20 protein-coding genes are annotated in these 17,236 nt (G+C 64.4%); 4 read left to right on the top strand and 16 right to left on the bottom strand.

Annotated elements, in window-relative coordinates:
• Window positions 1-3: 3 nt before the first annotated feature.
• The gene (fur, locus tag BN1136_RS01415) at window positions 4-432 is read right to left on the bottom strand and encodes a ferric iron uptake transcriptional regulator (protein WP_042077333.1); all 429 of its coding nucleotides are present in this window, start codon (window positions 430-432) and stop codon (window positions 4-6) included.
• A 232-nt stretch (window positions 433-664) separates the two neighbouring features.
• On the opposite strand from fur, the gene BN1136_RS01410 reads away from it, so the two are divergent.
• The gene (locus tag BN1136_RS01410; protein WP_043761837.1) at window positions 665-1,144 is read left to right on the top strand and encodes a DUF4442 domain-containing protein; all 480 of its coding nucleotides are present in this window, start codon (window positions 665-667) and stop codon (window positions 1,142-1,144) included.
• 67 nt (window positions 1,145-1,211) lie between these two features.
• Here BN1136_RS01410 and fldA read toward each other — a convergent pair whose 3' ends face one another.
• Genes fldA through BN1136_RS01390 form a run of 4 tightly spaced genes read right to left on the bottom strand, consistent with a single transcriptional unit; the run spans window position 1,212 to window position 3,135 of the window.
• On the bottom strand, window positions 1,212-1,736 hold the full coding sequence (fldA, locus tag BN1136_RS01405) for a flavodoxin FldA (protein ID WP_042077336.1): 525 nt from the start codon (window positions 1,734-1,736) through the stop codon (window positions 1,212-1,214).
• A 40-nt stretch (window positions 1,737-1,776) separates the two neighbouring features.
• Entirely contained in the window at window positions 1,777-2,073 is a 297-nt protein-coding gene (gene ybfE / locus BN1136_RS01400; RefSeq protein ID WP_005325670.1) for a LexA regulated protein, read from the bottom strand.
• A gap of 20 nt (window positions 2,074-2,093) precedes the next feature.
• Window positions 2,094-2,315 carry a DUF2788 domain-containing protein gene (locus BN1136_RS01395; RefSeq protein ID WP_043761836.1) on the bottom strand — a complete coding sequence of 74 codons (222 nt, stop codon included), beginning with the start codon at window positions 2,313-2,315 and terminating at the stop codon, window positions 2,094-2,096.
• A 55-nt stretch (window positions 2,316-2,370) separates the two neighbouring features.
• Entirely contained in the window at window positions 2,371-3,135 is a 765-nt protein-coding gene (locus BN1136_RS01390) for an alpha/beta fold hydrolase (RefSeq protein WP_043761835.1), read from the bottom strand.
• Between the two features lie 290 nt (window positions 3,136-3,425).
• On the opposite strand from BN1136_RS01390, the gene seqA reads away from it, so the two are divergent.
• Together seqA and pgm are read left to right on the top strand one after the other, a co-directional pair.
• On the top strand, window positions 3,426-3,935 hold the full coding sequence (gene seqA, locus BN1136_RS01385; RefSeq protein ID WP_043761834.1) for a replication initiation negative regulator SeqA: 510 nt from the start codon (window positions 3,426-3,428) through the stop codon (window positions 3,933-3,935).
• Between the two features lie 53 nt (window positions 3,936-3,988).
• Window positions 3,989-5,638 carry a phosphoglucomutase (alpha-D-glucose-1,6-bisphosphate-dependent) gene (pgm, locus tag BN1136_RS01380; RefSeq protein WP_043761833.1) on the top strand — a complete coding sequence of 550 codons (1,650 nt, stop codon included), beginning with the start codon at window positions 3,989-3,991 and terminating at the stop codon, window positions 5,636-5,638.
• A 72-nt stretch (window positions 5,639-5,710) separates the two neighbouring features.
• On the opposite strand, the gene BN1136_RS01375 is transcribed toward pgm, so the two are convergent.
• Complete coding sequence (locus tag BN1136_RS01375) at window positions 5,711-6,592, bottom strand: DMT family transporter (RefSeq protein ID WP_043761832.1); 882 nt, start codon at window positions 6,590-6,592, stop codon at window positions 5,711-5,713.
• Between the two features lie 94 nt (window positions 6,593-6,686).
• On the opposite strand from BN1136_RS01375, the gene BN1136_RS01370 reads away from it, so the two are divergent.
• Entirely contained in the window at window positions 6,687-7,169 is a 483-nt protein-coding gene (locus tag BN1136_RS01370) for a MarR family winged helix-turn-helix transcriptional regulator (RefSeq protein ID WP_043761831.1), read from the top strand.
• Between the two features lie 47 nt (window positions 7,170-7,216).
• Here BN1136_RS01370 and mltB read toward each other — a convergent pair whose 3' ends face one another.
• The 10 genes from mltB to BN1136_RS01320 all read right to left on the bottom strand — a co-directional run bounded on the left by mltB (window position 7,217) and on the right by BN1136_RS01320 (window position 16,919).
• Complete coding sequence (gene mltB / locus BN1136_RS01365) at window positions 7,217-8,314, bottom strand: lytic murein transglycosylase B (RefSeq protein ID WP_043761830.1); 1,098 nt, start codon at window positions 8,312-8,314, stop codon at window positions 7,217-7,219.
• 108 nt (window positions 8,315-8,422) lie between these two features.
• Window positions 8,423-9,025, bottom strand: coding sequence for a CDP-alcohol phosphatidyltransferase family protein (locus BN1136_RS01360; RefSeq protein ID WP_043761828.1), 603 nt, complete (start codon window positions 9,023-9,025; stop codon window positions 8,423-8,425).
• A gap of 2 nt (window positions 9,026-9,027) precedes the next feature.
• Entirely contained in the window at window positions 9,028-9,681 is a 654-nt protein-coding gene (locus tag BN1136_RS01355) for an ATP-binding cassette domain-containing protein (RefSeq protein WP_043761827.1), read from the bottom strand.
• Window positions 9,682-9,697: 16 nt separating this feature from the next.
• Window positions 9,698-11,371 carry an ABC transporter permease family protein gene (locus BN1136_RS01350; protein ID WP_043761825.1) on the bottom strand — a complete coding sequence of 558 codons (1,674 nt, stop codon included), beginning with the start codon at window positions 11,369-11,371 and terminating at the stop codon, window positions 9,698-9,700.
• On the bottom strand, window positions 11,371-12,555 hold the full coding sequence (locus BN1136_RS01345) for an ABC transporter substrate-binding protein (RefSeq protein ID WP_043761823.1): 1,185 nt from the start codon (window positions 12,553-12,555) through the stop codon (window positions 11,371-11,373). The genes BN1136_RS01350 and BN1136_RS01345 overlap by 1 nt, the downstream gene beginning before the upstream one ends.
• A gap of 17 nt (window positions 12,556-12,572) precedes the next feature.
• The gene (locus BN1136_RS01340; RefSeq protein ID WP_043761822.1) at window positions 12,573-14,732 is read right to left on the bottom strand and encodes an FAD-dependent oxidoreductase; all 2,160 of its coding nucleotides are present in this window, start codon (window positions 14,730-14,732) and stop codon (window positions 12,573-12,575) included.
• Window positions 14,729-15,316 carry a carboxymuconolactone decarboxylase family protein gene (locus BN1136_RS01335; protein ID WP_043761821.1) on the bottom strand — a complete coding sequence of 196 codons (588 nt, stop codon included), beginning with the start codon at window positions 15,314-15,316 and terminating at the stop codon, window positions 14,729-14,731. The genes BN1136_RS01340 and BN1136_RS01335 overlap by 4 nt, the downstream gene beginning before the upstream one ends.
• Window positions 15,306-16,016, bottom strand: a complete 711-nt coding sequence (locus BN1136_RS01330; RefSeq protein WP_043761820.1) for a DUF1499 domain-containing protein — start codon at window positions 16,014-16,016, stop codon at window positions 15,306-15,308. The genes BN1136_RS01335 and BN1136_RS01330 overlap by 11 nt, the downstream gene beginning before the upstream one ends.
• A 171-nt stretch (window positions 16,017-16,187) precedes the next feature.
• Entirely contained in the window at window positions 16,188-16,466 is a 279-nt protein-coding gene (locus BN1136_RS01325) for a peptidylprolyl isomerase (RefSeq protein WP_043761819.1), read from the bottom strand.
• Window positions 16,467-16,544: 78 nt separating this feature from the next.
• Window positions 16,545-16,919 (bottom strand): hypothetical protein, encoded by a 375-nt coding sequence (locus BN1136_RS01320; protein WP_043761818.1) that lies wholly within the window; start codon window positions 16,917-16,919, stop codon window positions 16,545-16,547.
• Window positions 16,920-17,236 lie beyond the last annotated feature (317 nt).

Below are 17,236 nucleotides of genomic sequence, written 5' to 3'. Positions count from 1 at the left end.
CGATCACTCGTCGTGCTTGCAGTCGCCGTTGGCGCAGTGGCCGTACAGGTAGAGGCTGTGGTTGGTCAGGCGGATGTTGTGTGCCTTGGCGATGTCGCGCTGACGCTGCTCGATCACCTCGTCGGAGAACTCGATCACCTTGCCGCAGTCGAGGCAGACCAGGTGGTCGTGGTGCTCCTGGGTGGCCAGCTCGAACACCGACTTGCCCCCTTCGAAGTGGTGACGGGTAACGATACCGGCATCATCAAACTGGTTGAGAACGCGATAGACGGTAGCGAGACCAATCTCCTCACCCTGATCGATCAGCCGTTTGTACAGATCTTCCGCACTGGTGTGCTGGCAGTCCGGCTGTTGCAGGATTTCCAGGATCTTGACGCGGGGCAGGGTAATCTTGAGCCCGGCCTTTTTTAACGCTTGGTTGTTGTCTGCCATATTCTATGTATTCGCATTCTCGAAGGTGTGGTTATTCTGATTGACTGCCGAGGGAATGGCAACCACGAACTCGTATGGCCTGTCATTATAGGTCGTAGCCAAGTTAAAAATAAACCCAGTAATTCAATGGGTTTAGCACATTTCCCCCGCCGGGAGATTAATCCGGCCCGCTTGCTCCGCCAGAGAATGTTGATACTATGTGATCTCTTTATAATCTGGTCGGATGAGATCCATGGATTGGCTTTTTGGCAACGCAGCCTGGGTTCGCTGCGCCCTCAACGCCTGGCCCCCCTTCTGGGGCGCCGGCATCAAGATAGAGACCCTGAGCCCCGATTTTCGCTTCTGCCGGGTGACGCTCAAGTCCCGCTGGTGGAACAAGAATGCCAACCGGACCCAGTTCGGCGGCAGCATGTTTGCCATGACGGATCCCATCTATCCGCTGATGCTGATGGGCCATTTCAAGAACCGCTATTACGTCTGGGACAAGGCGGGCAGCATCAACTTCACCAAGCCCGGCAAGGGCAAGCTGGTGGCGGAGTTCACCCTGACCGACGGCAAGCTGGCCGCCATCGTGGCCGCAACCGAGGGAGGCGACAAGCACTTCCCCGAGTTTGAGGTGACGGTGCAGGACAGCCAGGGCGAGCTGGTGGCCCAGGTCAAGCGGACGCTCTATGTGCGGGCCCGGCCAGAGCACCGGCAAGGCGCAGAGTGACGCCGATGCAGAGACAGAAACAACAAGGGCCCCGACGGGGCCCTTGTTGCATGGAAGGGGAGGGAGATCACTCCAGCTCGCTCAGGCACATCTCTTCGTGCAGCTGCTTGCACCAGCCCTTGACGCGCTCGGCGGTCAGCTCCGGCTGGCGATCCTCGTCGATACCCAGACCCACGAAGTGCTTGTCATCCACCAGGGCCTTGGAGGCTTCGAACTCGTAACCGGCGGTCGGCCAGTGACCGATGATGATGGCGCCCTTGGCTTCGACGATGTCACGCAGGGTGCCCATGGCGTCGAGGAAGTACTCGGCATAGTCTTCCTGATCGCCGCACCCGAAGATGGCGACCAGCTTGTTGGTGAAGTCGATCTCTTCGAGCTCGGGGAAGAAGTCGTCCCAATCGGCCTGGGCCTCGCCGTAGTACCAAGTCGGGATACCGAACATCAGCAGATCGAAGCTGTCGATGTCGGCCTTGCTGCTCTTGGCAATGTCACGGACTTCAATCAGTTGCTTGCCCAGTTCTTTCTGGATCATCTTGGCGACAGCTTCGGTATTACCGGTATCGCTGCCGAAAAACAGACCTACACTAGCCATAGTGTTTAGTTACCCGTATCTGGTGTTGATTCTTAACGGTTCAGATTGCGATGCCTGCTGCGTGAGCAGACTCAATCTGTTGCTTCAGGATAGATTGGATCAGCTCGGCTCGGCTGACGTTCTGTTGCAGCGCAAGTTGGTTCAGGCGCTCCAGCAACTCGGCTTCCACCTTCAACTCGACCCGCTTCAGCCCGTTCTCCCGATCGCGCTTGAGCTGGTTGCGCTTGTTGATCTTGAGCTGGGTCTCACGGGGGAGTGGGTTGGTCTTTGGCCTGCCGGGGCGCTTCTCAGTTGCGAACAGATCCAGTGTTGTTCGATCAGTTTGCTGTTTGGCCATACATCACAGATGAAAAGTAGTTAGCCGATCCCTGAGCCTTCCCAGCCCATTTCGATCAGCCCCTTGGCGACAAAACCCGCGCAACCCAGAAACAGCACCAGCCAGACGACGAAGCGGCCAAACCGGGGCACGTTGCCGCGTTTGAGCACATCGTGAATGGCCAGACCAATCAGCAGGAAGATGGCCACGAAGAACAGTTTCAGGCCCAGACTCTCGATGAGATCGATGTGTTCACTCAGCATGGATTGCGCGCACTCCTAATGACGGGCGCACTATATCACAAAGGATTTGAAACTGTTAACCGCCTGTCGACAGGAAATCCACAACCAGTTTGTTGAACAAAACCGGCTTTTCCGCGTGTAGCCAGTGACCGGTGCCGGCGATGATGCGGGCCTTGGCGGCGGGGAACTGGGCCATCGCGGTCCCGGTGTATTCGGGCAGCATATAGTCGGACTCTCCCCCCTTGATGAAGAGCGTCGGGCCTTCGAAGCGGCGTTCATCGTCGGGCCAGCCCATGATGTTGGCGTAGTTGCGCTCAAGGGCCGGCACATTGAAGCGCCAACCCCAGCCTGACTCCCCTTTGGCGAAGGACTTGAGCAGGAACTGGCGTACCCCGGGGATCCCGATGTGCTCGGCCAGGATGGCTTCCGCCTCGCTGCGGCTTTGAGGAGCATGCTCGAGCGTGGCGTTGAGACCGGCGAAGACATCCTTGTGGCGGGCGTGGGGATAGGCCACGGGGGCGATGTCTGCCACCACCAGCTTGGCGACGCGCGTCGGTGCCTGCTTGGCGAGCTGCATGGCGACCTTGCCGCCCATGGAGTGGCCCACCAGGGCGACCTTATCGAGCCCCAGGAAGTCCAACAGGGCGAGGACGTCTGCCGCCTGCGCCGGGTAGCTCATCTCGTCGCTGTGGAAGGAGGCGCCATGGTTGCGCAGATCGACGCTGATGACCCGGTATTGCTCGCCGAGCGGGCGCGCCAGCAGGCCCAGGTTGTCCAGGCTGCCGAACAGGCCGTGGATCAGGACGACGGCAGGACCCTCTCCCTGATCCTTGAAGTTCAATCGTGAATTTTGTTGCAAAATGACACCTTGTCGGTCGTGGGCGATGTCGCCATATTTTTTAACACACTGAAAGAAAAGGATTTCACTCCGACATGGGGATATTTTTTGTGGTTTTTTTTCAAAAAAATCCTCCGAGATCGGTTATCAGTGCGGGGGATCACACACTTGGCCCGTCATTATGCCGTATTCTCGGGGAGATTCATGCACATCTGCCAGCCCCTCCCTTGGGCTGCCGGGTCTGCCTATGTATAATCGCCGCATCCGAATTTCGACGAGTCCAGCGCATCCTTATGAAAACCATCGAGCTTGATGACGATCTCTACTTCTTTATCGCGAGCCAGACCCGGCACATCGGCGAGAGTGCGTCCGATATCCTGCGTCGCCTGCTGGAGCAACCGGCCCAGACCCGGACGGCGACTGTGACGGCGGCCCCCGCGGTCCAGCCGCAGCCCGTGGCCGATGCCATGGGACTGGAGGCCCTGCTGGATTCCGGAGCGTTGCAGAAAGAAGAGAAGTCCATCAACCGCTTCATGCTGGTATTGAGCACCCTCTACCGGGACAACCCGGAGGGCTTCACCCAGGCGACCGAGATAAAGGGGCGCAAGCGCGTCTATTTCTCCCGTGACCCCGAGGCGCTGCGGGCCAGTGGCAGCACCACCAAGCCCAAGCAGGTGCCACAAACCCCGTTCTGGGTGATCACCAACACCAATACCAGTCGCAAGCAGAACATGGTGGCCCAGCTGATGAGCAGCATGGGGTATGACGAGGAACTGACGGCTCGGGTGTGCGGCGCCGTTTAACGCATCAACGACTCAAGGCCTTGCCGGGCAAGGCTCAGCACAAGGAAAACGCCATGGCACAGCATTCTCACGCCGGTCAGCCGGCTCGTCTTTGCGATCTGACCAACATCCCCCGTCTGGTCAGCGCCTACTACCTCAACAAGCCGGACATGAGCCGCCCCGAGCAGCGGGTTGCCTTCGGTACCTCAGGCCACCGCGGCAGCGCCCTGCACAGTGCCTTTACCGAATCCCATATCCTGGCGGTGACCCAGGCCCTGGTGGAGTACCGCCAGCAGGCCGGTATCACTGGGCCGCTGTTTGTGGGCATGGATACCCATGCTCTGTCCGAGTCCGCTTTTGCCAGCGCGGTGGAAGTGCTGGCGGCCAACGGTGTCGAGACCCGCATCCAGGCCGGCCTCGGCTTCACACCGACTCCGGTCATCTCTCACGCCATCCTGCGCCACAATGCAGGCAAACCCGTGGCGCAGGCTGACGGCGTGGTGATCACCCCGTCCCACAACCCGCCGGAAGACGGTGGCTTCAAGTACAACCCGCCCCACGGCGGCCCCGCGGAAGGGGAGATCACCAAGTGGGTGGAAGACCGCGCCAACGCGATTCTGGAAGCGAACCTGGCCGGCGTGAAGCGCATGCCGTTCGCCGAGGCCCTGGCGAGCGAGTTCGTGGTGGAACACGACTATGTCACCCCCTATGTGGATGATCTGGAGAACGTGCTGGACCTGGCCGCCATCAAGAAAGCAGGCATCAAGATCGGGGTGGACCCGCTCGGCGGCTCCGGCGTCGCCTACTGGGACGTCATCGCCAAGCGTTACGATCTCGACATCGAAGTGGTGAACTACAAGGTGGATCCCACCTTCTCCTTCATGACCCTGGACAAGGACGGCAAGATCCGGATGGACTGCTCCAGTCCGTTTGCCATGGCGGGTCTGATCGCCCTCAAGGACAAGTTCGACATTGCCCTTGGCAACGATCCGGACTACGACCGTCACGGTATCGTCACCAAAGCGGGGCTGATGAACCCGAACCACTACCTGGCGGTGGCGATCCAGTATCTGTTCACCCACAGAACCGGTTGGGCGAAAGAGGCGGCCGTCGGCAAGACGCTGGTCTCCTCTTCCATGATCGACCGGGTCGCCGGCGAGATTGGCCGCACCCTGAAAGAGGTGCCGGTCGGCTTCAAGTGGTTCGTGGACGGTCTCTACAGCGGCGAGTTCGGCTTTGGCGGCGAGGAGAGCGCGGGCGCTTCCTTCCTGCGCAAGAACGGCACCGTCTGGACCACCGACAAGGATGGTTTCATCCTGGCGCTGCTGGCCGCCGAGATCCTGGCCGTCACCGGCAAGGATCCCCAGGCCCATTACGACGCCCTGGAGGCGAAATTCGGCCGCTCCAGCTACCGCCGCATCGACGCCCCGGCCAACAGTGCCCAGAAGGCGGTGCTCTCCAAGCTGGATCCGGCGCTGGTGGAGGCTTCCATGCTGGCGGGTGACCCCATCACCGCCAAGCTGACCAAGGCCCCCGGCAACGACGCCGCTATCGGCGGTCTCAAGGTCGTGACCGAGCATGGCTGGTTCGCGGCGCGCCCCTCCGGCACCGAGTCCATCTACAAGATCTACATGGAAAGCTTCAAGGGGGAGGCACACCTGGACCTCATCCAGCAGGAAGCCCAGCAGATTGTCTCCGCTGCCCTGGCCAAGGCCGGCGTCTGACCCTTCTGGCATCAACCCAAGTGAAAGAGGAGCCCTGGTGGCTCCTCTTTTTTATGTCGGGTTGATCGCAGATCAGCCGTTGTCGACGCCGCCGGTGGCGGCCTTGCGGTTCTGCCAGCGCTTGAGGAAAGGACGGGCAGGCAGCTTCATCAGGAAGAGGGAGAGCAGGATCACCGCGATGCCGAGCCACTGTCGGCCGTCCAGTGTCTCGCCCACCAGCAGCACGCCGCCTGAGACCGCCACCATGGGGTTGGTGAGGGCCAGCATGCCCATCACCTCGGGGCCGTGGCGTTTGAGCCCCCAGAGCCAGGCCCAGTAGGCGAGCGCCGTGTTGAGCAGCACCAGCCAGAGCAGCCCCGGGGTGCTGGCGGCATGGGGCAGGGGCATGGGGCCCGCCAGCCACCAGGCGAGCGGGATCAGCATCAGGCCGCCCAGCAGCAGCTGCCAGGCGGTCAGTGCCAGCAGATCGCTCACCGGCCAGCGTTGCATCCAGCGGCTGGACTGACCGATGAGAACGGTGGCGAGCAGGGCGCAGGCCACGCCGACGGGATCCAGATTGGCGGAAGGGTTGAGCAGCAGGAGCACACCGGTCAGCCCCATGAGGCCCAGCAGCAGCCACTTGAGGGTCGGCCGCTTGCCATCCTGCAGCCAGGCCAGCGCCATCAGGATGAGGGGCAGGGTGGCGCCCAGGGTGCCCGCCACGGCGCCGGGCAGGCGGAAGGCGGCCACGAACAGCAGGGCGAAGAAGGCGGTGATGTTGCAAAACGCCAGCAGGAACTGGCGGTTCCAGCTGAGGGGCGGCCAGCGCGGATGCAGCATCAGCAGCAACACACCGGCGGGCAGGGCTCGCCACACGGCCACCCAGTAGGGCGAGTAGTCGGTCAGGTAGAGACTGACGACGGCATAGGTGCTGCCCCACAGCAGGGGGGCGAGCAGGGCGATCATTAGCGGCATGGTTGTCTCACAAAAAAGTATCTTTAAGAAAAGATAAGCTAGCCGCGAGTTGGTTTATTATCAAGTATCTTTATGAAAAGATAATGGAGCCATGATGGAGACAGATCACGTGGACCAGCTGTTGGGGCAGTGGGCCCGGCAGCGGCCGGATCTCGACTGCAGCCCCATGGGGGTGTTTGGGCGGGTGGCGCGTATGGCGGCCATCGCCGGGCGCGAGATCAATGACGAGCTGAAGGAGTGCGGCCTGCTGGGGTCGGACTTCGACATTCTGGCGACCCTGCGCCGGGCCGATGAGCCACTCACTCCCACGGCGCTCTACCAGTCCGCCATGCTCACCTCGGGGGCCATGACGGCCCGGCTCGACAAGCTGGCCGAGCGGGGCCTCATCGAGCGTCAGGCCGCTCCGAGCGACAGGCGAAGCCTCTTGGTCTGCCTGACGGCAGAGGGGCGGGAGCTCATCGATGTGGCGGTGGCGCGGCATGTCGCCAACGAGCGTCGCCTGCTGGCACCCCTGAGCGAGGGCGAACAGGTGCAACTGGCGGCCCTGCTCAAACGCTGGCTGCTGGAGAACGAATAGCAAAACGGGCCCATGGGGCCCGTTTTCACATCGGCAGGGGGATAGCCTCAATAGCCGCCCCTGGCCTCCTTGGCCGCCAGCCCCAGCTGCCAGACCGCCATGGCGTAGTGGGTGCTGTGGTTGTAGCGGGTGATGGCGTAGAAGTTCGGCAGACCGTACCAGTACTGGTAGCCGGTGCCCACGTCCAGACGCAGCAGGCTCGCCTCCTTGTGGTTGCCCAGATTGCCGGTCGGCGCCAGGCCGGCGCCACGCAGGGTGGCCACGGGGTAGCGGGTCTGGAAGCCGTGTTCATAGCCGGGCAGCTGGCCCTGACCGCGCACCGCCACCGGTTGCCCCTTCTCCCAGCCATGGGCCTTGAAGTAGTTGGCCACGCTGCCGATGGCATCCACCGGATCCCAGAGGTTGGTGTGGCCGTTGCCGTCAAAGTCCACCGCATAGCGCTGGAAGCTGGAGGGCATGAACTGGCCGTAGCCCATGGCACCGGCGTAGGAGCCCTGGGGCTCGGTGGGATCTATCCCCTCGTCCCGGGCCATCACCAGGAAGGCCTCCAGCTCGCTCGTGAAGAAGTCGGCGCGGCGCGGATAGTCAAACGCCAGGGTCGCCAGGGCATCCAGGATGCGGGTCTTGCCCATCACCCGACCCCAGCGGGTCTCCACCCCGATGATGCCGACGATGATCTCCGGCGGCACGCCGTAGATCTGTTGGGCGCGGTTGAGCTCGCTCTCGTATTCGCGCCAGAAGTTGACGCCGTTTTGCACGTTGTCCGGGGTGATGAACTTGGCGCGGTAGCGATTCCAGGCGCCGGTCGGGCCGGTAGGCGGCGTGGTGGTAGGCGCCTGGGCGTCCATCAGCTTGATGATCCAGTCATAGCGCTGCGCCTGCGCCAGCAACTGGTGCAGCTCGGCGCCGTTGAAGCCGTGCTTGGAGACCATGCGCTGCACGAAGTTGTCCACATTGCTGCGGTTGGCGAAGTCCCCCCTGCTGACGCCCGGCTGGCTCACCTGGCCGTAGAAGGGTTTGCTCGGCGGTGTCTGGTTGATGAAGGCGCTGTTGGGCTGGGGTTTGACCACGGGCTTGGGCGCCGGGGTGCTGCTGCAGCCATAGAGCAGGGGAAACAGGGAGAGGAGACAGACAAGGCGACGCATAAGGTTCTCGTGAGCCTGAAAAAGAGTGCCGTCATGGTAAAACATTGGCGTCCATGCGCAAGTGCTCCGTGCAGTGGCATTCCCTCTTTCCCACTGTCTCCCGCCTCCTCAACGCAGGGTGTGATAGCCGCTCCAGAGCCGGGTCAGGGTGGTGATGAGGCAGAGCAGGGCAAAGCCGTAGGCGAGGGACACAAAACCGGCGGGCCACAGACACATCAAGACGAACAGGGCGATGGTCTCGCTCCCCTCGGTCAAGCCGCCGAGGTAATAGAGCGACTTGTGGTGATAGACGGGGTTATCGATCCCCCGCTTGCCCGCCATGATGGCGAAGGCGAGAAAACTCGAGCCCGTGCCCATGAAGGCAAACAGCAGGGTGGCGGCGGGCAGGGCGTTGGCGGGGTCGGCGAGGGCGAACCCCAGCACCACGGCGGCGTAAAAGATGAAGTCGAGGGTGATGTCGAGAAAACCGCCGCAGTCGGTGATCCCCGTCTCCCGTGCCACGGCGCCATCCAGCCCGTCCAGCATGCGGTTGAGCAGGATGGCGAGCAGTGCCCAGAGATAAAGGTTGAAGGCCAATAGCGGCAGCGCCAGCATGCCGATGGCAAAGCCGGTGAGACTCACCTGGTTGGCGCTGATCCCCATGCGCCGCAAGGGTCTGGCCAGCCGGGTGAGGGGGCTGCGAATGAAGGGGATGAGGTAGCGATCGAACAAGGTCAGGATCCTCGGGAAACAGGGATGGAAAGGGTGAGGTCGAGGATGGTGCCGGGAGCATCCTCTTCATCGTGAGTGACCAGGATGGCGGGGATCGCCAGCATCCTTATCTGCTCGAACACCAGGGCGCGAAATGCCGCCCGCAGCGGCTTGTCGAGGCGGGAGAAGGGCTCGTCCAGCAGCAGGGCGTGCGGTTCGGCCAGCAGGGCCCGCAGCAGGCTGACGCGCGCCTTCTGGCCGCCGGAGAGCGCCCTCGGCAGCTTGTCTGCCTGATCCGCCAGCGCCACCTGTGCCAGGGCCTCCAGCGCTTTCGCCCGCCGGGCGCCGCTTCCCTTGAGGGAGGCGGGCATGCCGAACATCAGGTTCTCGGCCACCGTCAGGTGGGCAAACAGCAGGTCATCCTGAAACAGCATGCCGATGCGCCTCGCCTGCGGAGGCAGCGGGGTGAGCCGTCGCTCGCCGAGCCGGACGTCCCCCTCCAGCCGAAGGGGCCCCATGGGGGGCAGGACGCCCGCCAGCGCCGCCAGCAACGAGCTCTTGCCGCAGCCACTGGGTCCCATCAGGGTCAGCACCTCGCCGGGGGCGATGGCGAGTGCGGGTAACGACAGCAAGGGCGCTTGCCCAAGGTAGAGGTGAAGGGGCGTGGTGCTTAGCATCGAGACGTTCCCGTGTTTATCGGGCGCCCTTGAGCGCCGGGTTGAGGCGACCTGGCAGCCAGAGCGCCAGCAGATAGATTGCCAGTGGCAGGAGCAGTTGCAACAGGCCGTAGAGCCCGGCCAGCCGCCGGTTGAGGCCGCTGCCGATGGCCACCGCCTCCGTGGTGATGGTGACCACTCGACCTGCGCCAAACAACAGGGTCGGCAGATATTGGGCGAGGCTCACCGCCGCTCCCACCGCGAACGAGAACAGCAGCGGGCGGGCCAGCAAGGGCCCCTTCACCCGCCACCAGGTGTGCCAGGGGCTGGCGCCGAGCAGGAGCGCCGTCTGGGTGAGACGGGGATCGAACTGGCGATAGGGGGCGTGCAGACAGAGATAGACGTAGGGAAACACGAACAGCAGCTGGCTCCAGAGCACCCAGCCCCAGCCAATTCCGCCACCAAGCCAGTCGAGTCCGAGCCGGATGCCAAACAGCAGGCTGGCCTGGGGCAGCAGCAACGGCAGGCAGATGAGCCAGAGCGGCCAGGGGCGACGCCCCTGCTGCGCCTCCAGACTCAATACCACCAGCAGCAGGGCCAGCGCCGCGCCCGCCAGGGCCAGCAGGGCGCTGTCGACTAGCAGGGGCATCAGGTCCGGCAGCAGCACCAGCCAGTGCTGGCCGCTCCACTGGCTTGGCCACAGATCCGGGAAGGACCAGCGCCGCGCCAGCGACCAGAGCAGCAGGGCCGCCAGCACCGCCAGATTGATGGCAAACAGGGCGGCCACACAGAAGCTGGCCAGCCTGGCCGCCAGGGGGCGCGATGTGCGGCGCTGTCCGTCGAGCCAGGTCTGCTTGCCATACCGCTGATGAGCCCACTCCAGCAGGCGCAGCGCCGCCAGCAGCAACAGGCTGATGGCCAGCAGCAGCAGGGCGCCGCTGGCGGTGACGCCGCGCCAGCCAAGATCCGGATCCTGATACCAGAGCCACAGCCTGACTGCCAGCGGAGCGGGGGCATCCGGGCCCAGCAGCTGGGCGAGATCCACCACCGCCACCCCGTAGGCGGCGACCGCATAGAGGGGCAGGCGCAGGGCGGGCCAGAGGGCGGGCAGCAGCAGACGCCACCAGATCTGGGGGGCGCTGAAGCCCAGGCTAGCCCCGAGCCACTGCTGGCGCGCCAGTTTGGCGGGCTCCAGGGCCGCCAGCGCCATCAACAGCAGAAACGGCGTCTCCTTCATGATGAGGGCCAGGATCAGGCCAAGCCCCCAGGGATCCCGGATGGTCTGCCAATCGGGGGGAAACTCGAACCCGGTCAGGGAGGGAGAGACGAGGCGTAGCAGCCAGCCGGAGGGGGCGAGCAGAAAGGCAAAGCCGATGGCGAAGGCGACGTGGGGCAGGGCCAGCAGGGGGGAGAGCAGGCGGCGCAGCCAGCGAAAACAGGGGCGCTCGTCACCCTGCTGACCGCTTTGCGCCAGCAGCAGGGCGGTCAGCAGCAGGCTGCCGAGGGTCGAGGCCGTGCCAATCCACAGGCTCAGGGCCGCCGAGTGCCAGAGTCCGGGCTGGGCCAGCAGGCGATGAAGGTTTAGCTGGCTTAGCCCGCTGCCCAGCAGTTGCCACAGCCCCGCCAGCACGGGCGCCGCCAGCAGGAGGGCGCAAGCGCAGGTGAAGAGGGGACGCCAGCCTGGCAGCCGGTTGTCGGTGGTTGATGGCATCAGTGGCCGTAACGTTCGGCCCAGGCAGCTTCAAGCCTGAGTTGCCAGCTGGGGTGGGGCTCTGCCACCGCCTTGAAGCGCAGGGCCGGCGTCTGGCTGGCCGAGGCGGGCAGGGCGTCGGTCCGCAGCACGCTGGGATCGCCCCAGAAGGCGGGATCGGCCTTGCGTGCCTGGGCTGCCGGGCTTAGCAGAAAATTGACCGCCACCTTGGCCCCGGCACGGGCGCTGGCGTTGAACGGAATGGCGAGAAAGTGGCTGTTGGTGAGCGCCCCCTTTGCCATGGCCACCGCGACCACGCCAGGTGGCAGGGCACCGTTTTGCACCGCGCTCCGGGCCTCTCCCGGGTTGAAGCTGATGGCCATGGCCAGCTCGCCGTCATCCAGCAGCTGGCGGGTCTCGGCGGCGCTGGCAGGGAACAGCTTGCCCTTGCGCCATAGCGCCGGGTGCAGCGCATCGAGCCAGGTCCAGAGGGGCGCCGTCAGACGCTCAAACTCGGCATCGGTCGCCTCCCGATAGAGGGGGGCGGGATCCGGGGTGAGCTCCAGCAGGATTTGCTTGAGAAAGCTCGAGCCGTGGAACTGGGGTGGCTTGGGATAGGTGAAGCGGCCGGGGTTGGCCCTGGCCCAGGCGAGCAGGGCGGCGGCCGAGGTGGGGGGCGTGGCGACCTCCTCTCCGTTGACCATCAGGTTGAGCTGGCCTATGCCCCAGGGGGCCTCGAGCCCCGCTACCGGCACGGTGAAGTCCTCACTCACCGGCAGATTCATATCCACTAACGCCATGTTGGGCAGCTCCCCGGTGAACGGCACCCCCAGCAGCCCCTGTTCCTTGAGCGCCTTGAAATTCTCGCCATTGACCCAGAGCAGATCGATGGGGCCGCCCGCGAGTTTGCCCGCCTGTTTGTTGGCAAGCAGCTGGCTGACGCTCTGGGCGATATCATCCACCTTGACCTGCACCAGCCTGACTCCGTACTGGCGCTCGATCTCCTGCCCGGCCCACACCAGATAGCCGTTGATCTCCGGGCTGCCGCCCCAGGCGTTGAAGTAAACAGTCTGGCCCTTGGCCTCGTCCAGCGTCTGCTGCCAGCGGGCATCGGGGGCCGGGTTCTCGCCGGCAAACAGGGAGCCGCTTGCCAGCAGGGGCAGGGCACAGACCAGGGTTTTGAGCAGGGGCAGGGTCTTGAACATGAGTGTCACCTAAGGGATCAGGCGCCGCGGCGCCAGCTGTGATAACGGGCCAGCAGGGCTAGGATGCGGGTGGGCTGGTGGGCCCGTTTCCACTCGCCGGCCACGTATTTGTTCCCCTCCATCAGGGTGGGATAGGCGTGGAGGGTGGCGAGGATCTTGCCAAGCCCCAGCTTGTGGCGCATGGCGAGGACGAACTCGGCAATCCGCTCGCCGGCGTGAGTACCCACTATGGTGGCACCCAGGATCTTGTCCTTGCCCGGCACGGTCAGCACCTCGACAAAGCCCTCGCGCTCACCGTCGGCGATGGCGCGATCGAGCTCGGCCAGATCGAAGCGGGTCGCCTCGAATGCAATGCCCTGCGCCTCGGCCTCCTTGCGATTGAGGCCCACCCGGGCAATTTCTGGCGTGGTGTAGGTAGCCGCCGGGATCACCCGGTAGTCGGCGCGAAAGCGCTTGAACTGGCCGAACAGGGCGTTGACGGCGGCATACCAGGCCTGATGGGCGGCAAAGTGGGTGAACTGGTAGGGGCCGGCCACGTCCCCCACCGCCAGAATGCTGGGGTAGTTGGTGGCCAGAAAGCCATCGACCGCGACTGTGCCGCGCGGCGCCAGCGTGACTCCCAGCTCCTCCAGCCCGAAGCCGCTCACGTTGGCGACCCGGCCCAGCGCCAGCAGCAGCTGATCTCCTTCGATCACTTGGGTCTCGTCACCCCGGCGCAGGTGCAGCCGGATGGGCAGCCCAACCCGCATATCCTCTTCGGGCTGGTATTCCGCCCGTTCGGCGCGCCAGCCGGTGAGAAGGGTGGCGCCGTCCCGTTCCATCTGCTGGCACAGCGCCTCGGCCACTTCCCGCTCTTCTCGCGGCAGCAGCTGATCGGCCAGCTCCACCAGGGTGACGGGGATGCCGAGCAGGGCGAAGCTCTGGGCCAGCTCGCAGCCGATGGGGCCGCCGCCGAGCACCAGCAGGCGGCGCGGCGGGGTGCGCAGTTGCCACAGGCTGTCCGAGGTGAGGTAGGGGACGTCGCCAAGACCAGGCAAATCGGGCACCAGCGGTCTGGCGCCGGTGGCGATGACCACGTGGCGGGTAGTGAGGCGCCGGCCGTTGACGTCGACCTCCCAGGGGGAGACCAGCCGCGCCGCCCCCTCGATGCACTCCACCCCCAGCCCCTGGTAACGCTCGACGGAGTCGTGGGGCTCGACCTCCCTGATCACCTGGGCGACCCGCGCCATCACGGCGGCAAAATCAGCCTCGCTCTGGCTCGGGCTAAAGCCGAGCTCGCCCGCCTTGCGCTGCTCGGCAGCAAAGCGGGCAGCGCGGATCAGCGCCTTGGAGGGGACGCAGCCGGTGTTGAGGCAATCTCCCCCCATTTTGTGTTTTTCAATCAGGGCCACTTTGGCCTTCACCGCCGCGGCGATATAGCTGGTGACCAGGCCGCCGGCGCCGGCACCGATCACCACCAGGTTGTAGTCGTAGCGGATCGGCTTTTGATAGGGGGCGTGCAGGCGGCGCAGGGCGAGCCTGCGTTGCAGCCCCCGCATCAACCAGGGCATGAGGCCGAGCAGGGTCAGGGCCGCCACCAGGCCGGGGGAGAGGATGTTGCCCGTGCTGGTAAGGGTGGCCAGCTCGCTGCCCGCCAGCACATAGACGAAGGTGCCCGGCAGCATGCCGAGCTGGCTCACCCAGTAGTAGGTACTGACTCTGATGGGGGTCAGCCCCATCACCAGGTTGACCAGGAAGAAGGGGAAGAGGGGGATGAGGCGCAGGCTCAGCAGATAGAAGGGGCCATCCTTTGCCATGCCGGTCTGAAAGGTGGCCAGCTTGTCACCAAAGCGCGCGCTTACCCAGTCCCGCAGCAGGAAGCGGGCACTGAGAAACGCCAGGGTGGCGCCGAGCGAGCTGGCAAAGGAGACCAGCAGCAGCCCCCACGCCACGCCAAAGACCGCGCTGCCCGCCAGGGTGAGCAGGCTGGCCCCCGGCAGGGAGAGGGCGGTGCTGAGCACATAGATCATCAGAAACAGCAGGCTGGCCGCGACAAAATGGCGCTCTACCCAGAGCGCCAGGCTCGCCTGGCGAGCCTGCAACTGGGCGAGGCTCAGATAGTGGCCGAGATCAAGTGCGAAAAAGGCGCCGATGAGGCAGCCCATCACCAGCAGAAGCAGCAGACGGGCTCGCGTCATTTGGCGTCCTTGCCTGCGTTGGCATCGGCGGGGCGCACGGGCTGTACCGGCAGCTGGCAGAAGCCCTGGGGGGCGATGTCGAGGGCGGCGTTGAACTTGGCCGACATGTTCTGGAAGGCGATGAGGCCGGTGAGCTCCACCATGGCATCGTCATCGAACCAGGGCTTGAGACGGGCAGCCTGTTCATCGCTCACACCATCCAGCCCTGTCATCGCCTCTGTGTAGTCGAGTACGGCCCGCTCCCGCTCGTCGAACAAGGGGCTTTCGCGCCACTCGGCCAGGGCTTCCACCTTCTCGCTGGAGCCGGCCCGCTTGATGAGGGTCATGGCGTTGATATCGACGCAGAAGCGGCACCAGTTGAGCTGGGAGACCCGTACCGTCACCAGGGAGCGCAGCACGGGATCGATGGGAGAGCGCTTGCGGTTGATGACGCCATAGAGGGTCGCGACGGCGGCGAACAGGCGGGGGGCGCGGCCCCAGCACTTGCCGGGGATCAGCACCTGGCCGTAGTTGCGCTTCTGCAGCCAGAAGAAGGGGCGGATGAACCAGGCATAGGCACTGTCCGGCTTGACCTCAATGCGCATTTTGTTCCTCTTGAAGTTTTTGCATCTTGGGCTTGTAGGCGCCCCCCAGCCGTTCGTTGAGCCGGTTCAGGAAGTCCAGGATCCGTGCCCGGTTGGCCCCCAGATCGCTGCGCCCCTGACGGGAGGCGGATCGCATGTCGATGCGGGTCTCTTTCGGCCCGGCGAAGACCCGCAGCGCCACGTCATCCTGAAAACCGAACCAGCTCGTGGTGACGACGGCATCCAGGCCGTCCGGGCTCGGGTGCACCTGCCAGCCGAGCTCCGTCATCAGCTCATCCGCCTCGGCGAGCACCTCGGCGGGAGAGGCGCGGGTATAGAGAGGACCGGGGTTGCCGGGAAAAACTTGCAGGGGAGGGACGCTGACGGGGAGATCCTGCGCCGTTCTCAGCTGCGCGGCCCACTGGAGGCGGGGAGGGTGGTAGGGATCCGTGCTGACGTCGTTGGTGAGCGGCGAGCGCAAGGCCTGAACAATGAACAGCAGGGGCAACAGCAGGGGGGCGATGCCCCAGGCATCGGGCCACAGGTTGGCGGTGCGGCGATAGCGCCAGGGCAGGCGCAGCAGCAGCCACAGGCTGATCAGGGCGCTCGCGAGGCAGAGGGTGAAACCGAGCCACCAGGGCCAGAGGTGGGCACGGCTGCCAAGGGCGCCCCCGAGGGGCAGCAACCAGGCCAGCAGGGGCCACCACAAAGAGCTGTGCATAAGAAGGATCCACTGGTCAGGATGGAACTATGCCCAGAGGATAAACTTAATTGACTGATAACGTTAGTAAATTATCATATTGCTTCGGTATGGTGCCGCCCCGGGACGGGGCACGTCTGGGGCGGGGCGCCAGCAAGCCGGCGTGGGCTGGAGCGATGCTCGGGCAAGGTCTCAGCTGCGGTAGAGCACCTTGATCAGGTGGAAGCCGAACTTGGTGCGCACCGGTCCCAGGACCTTGAGCAGCTCCCCCTTGAAGACGGCGTCGTCGAAGGATTTGACCATGTCCCCCTTGGAGAACTCCCCCAGATCCCCGAAGCGCTTGCCGGAGGGGCAGGTGGAGAATCGCTTGGCCATCTGGCCGAAGTCGGCACCCTTCTCGATCTTCTCCTTGATCTCCAGACACTGTTTCTCTGTCTTGACCAGGATGTGCTGGGCACAGGCTTTTTTCATCGGGAGGCTCCTCGGTGGCGGTAAAGGGGCGCAAGATTACTCCAAATGGGCGCCCGCGTCAGCCCTCGGTGTTCGGGCTCAGCCCCGGGCCCCGGCGGCCAGGCGTGCCCTGGGTCGGGACTGCCAGATAATCTCCAGCCCCAGCAGGGCATAGAGGCTCCAGATGGCCAGGGGATTGAGCCACTCGCCACCCATCTGCAGGGTGAGCAGGGCACCGCCGACCAGCAGCAGCGACACCCCGGGCAGGCGCCAGTGGGCGGGCAGCGGCGCCAGCAGGGCCATGCCCAGCAGCAGGGCGAGGCCGAAGGGCAGGTTGAGGGCGGTGAAGGCCAGCGCCTGTTGGCCGTTCATGCCGGTCAGCAGGGCCAGCAGGGCGCTGCAGCAGGCCAGGAAGGTGATGAATTCGAGTCGGTCGGCGATGTAGTCAGCCAGTTGTTCGCTGCGTAAGGTCATGGTGTCTCTCCTGCGATGAATGGGATCAGTGTGAGGCAGGCGGGAGAGCAGTGGCAGCGGGATAAATCGATTGGATTGAACGAAGCTTTAGTGCCACCCATCAAGTTATTGATTTACACTTATTTTCCGGTTCAATAGCAGGCATGATGGCGCTGGCGTCAGACGATGATGTCAAGTCGGCTAGACGGCGTCCCCTCGCAAAGTCCGGGGCGCTTCGACAGGAATTGTCGCGCACCGGAGGGCGGCGGACGGGGGATGGCGGTGGATGAACGCAGGCGGAGTGCACCGGATGCGCGTGTTTTTTATACGCCCCTTGC

The sequence above is a fragment of the Aeromonas taiwanensis genome (genome assembly GCF_000820165.1).
GTDB lineage: Bacteria > Pseudomonadota > Gammaproteobacteria > Enterobacterales > Aeromonadaceae > Aeromonas > Aeromonas taiwanensis.
The sequence above is the reverse complement of the archived record's forward strand: the minus strand, read 5'-3'. Positions and strand labels throughout refer to the sequence as shown.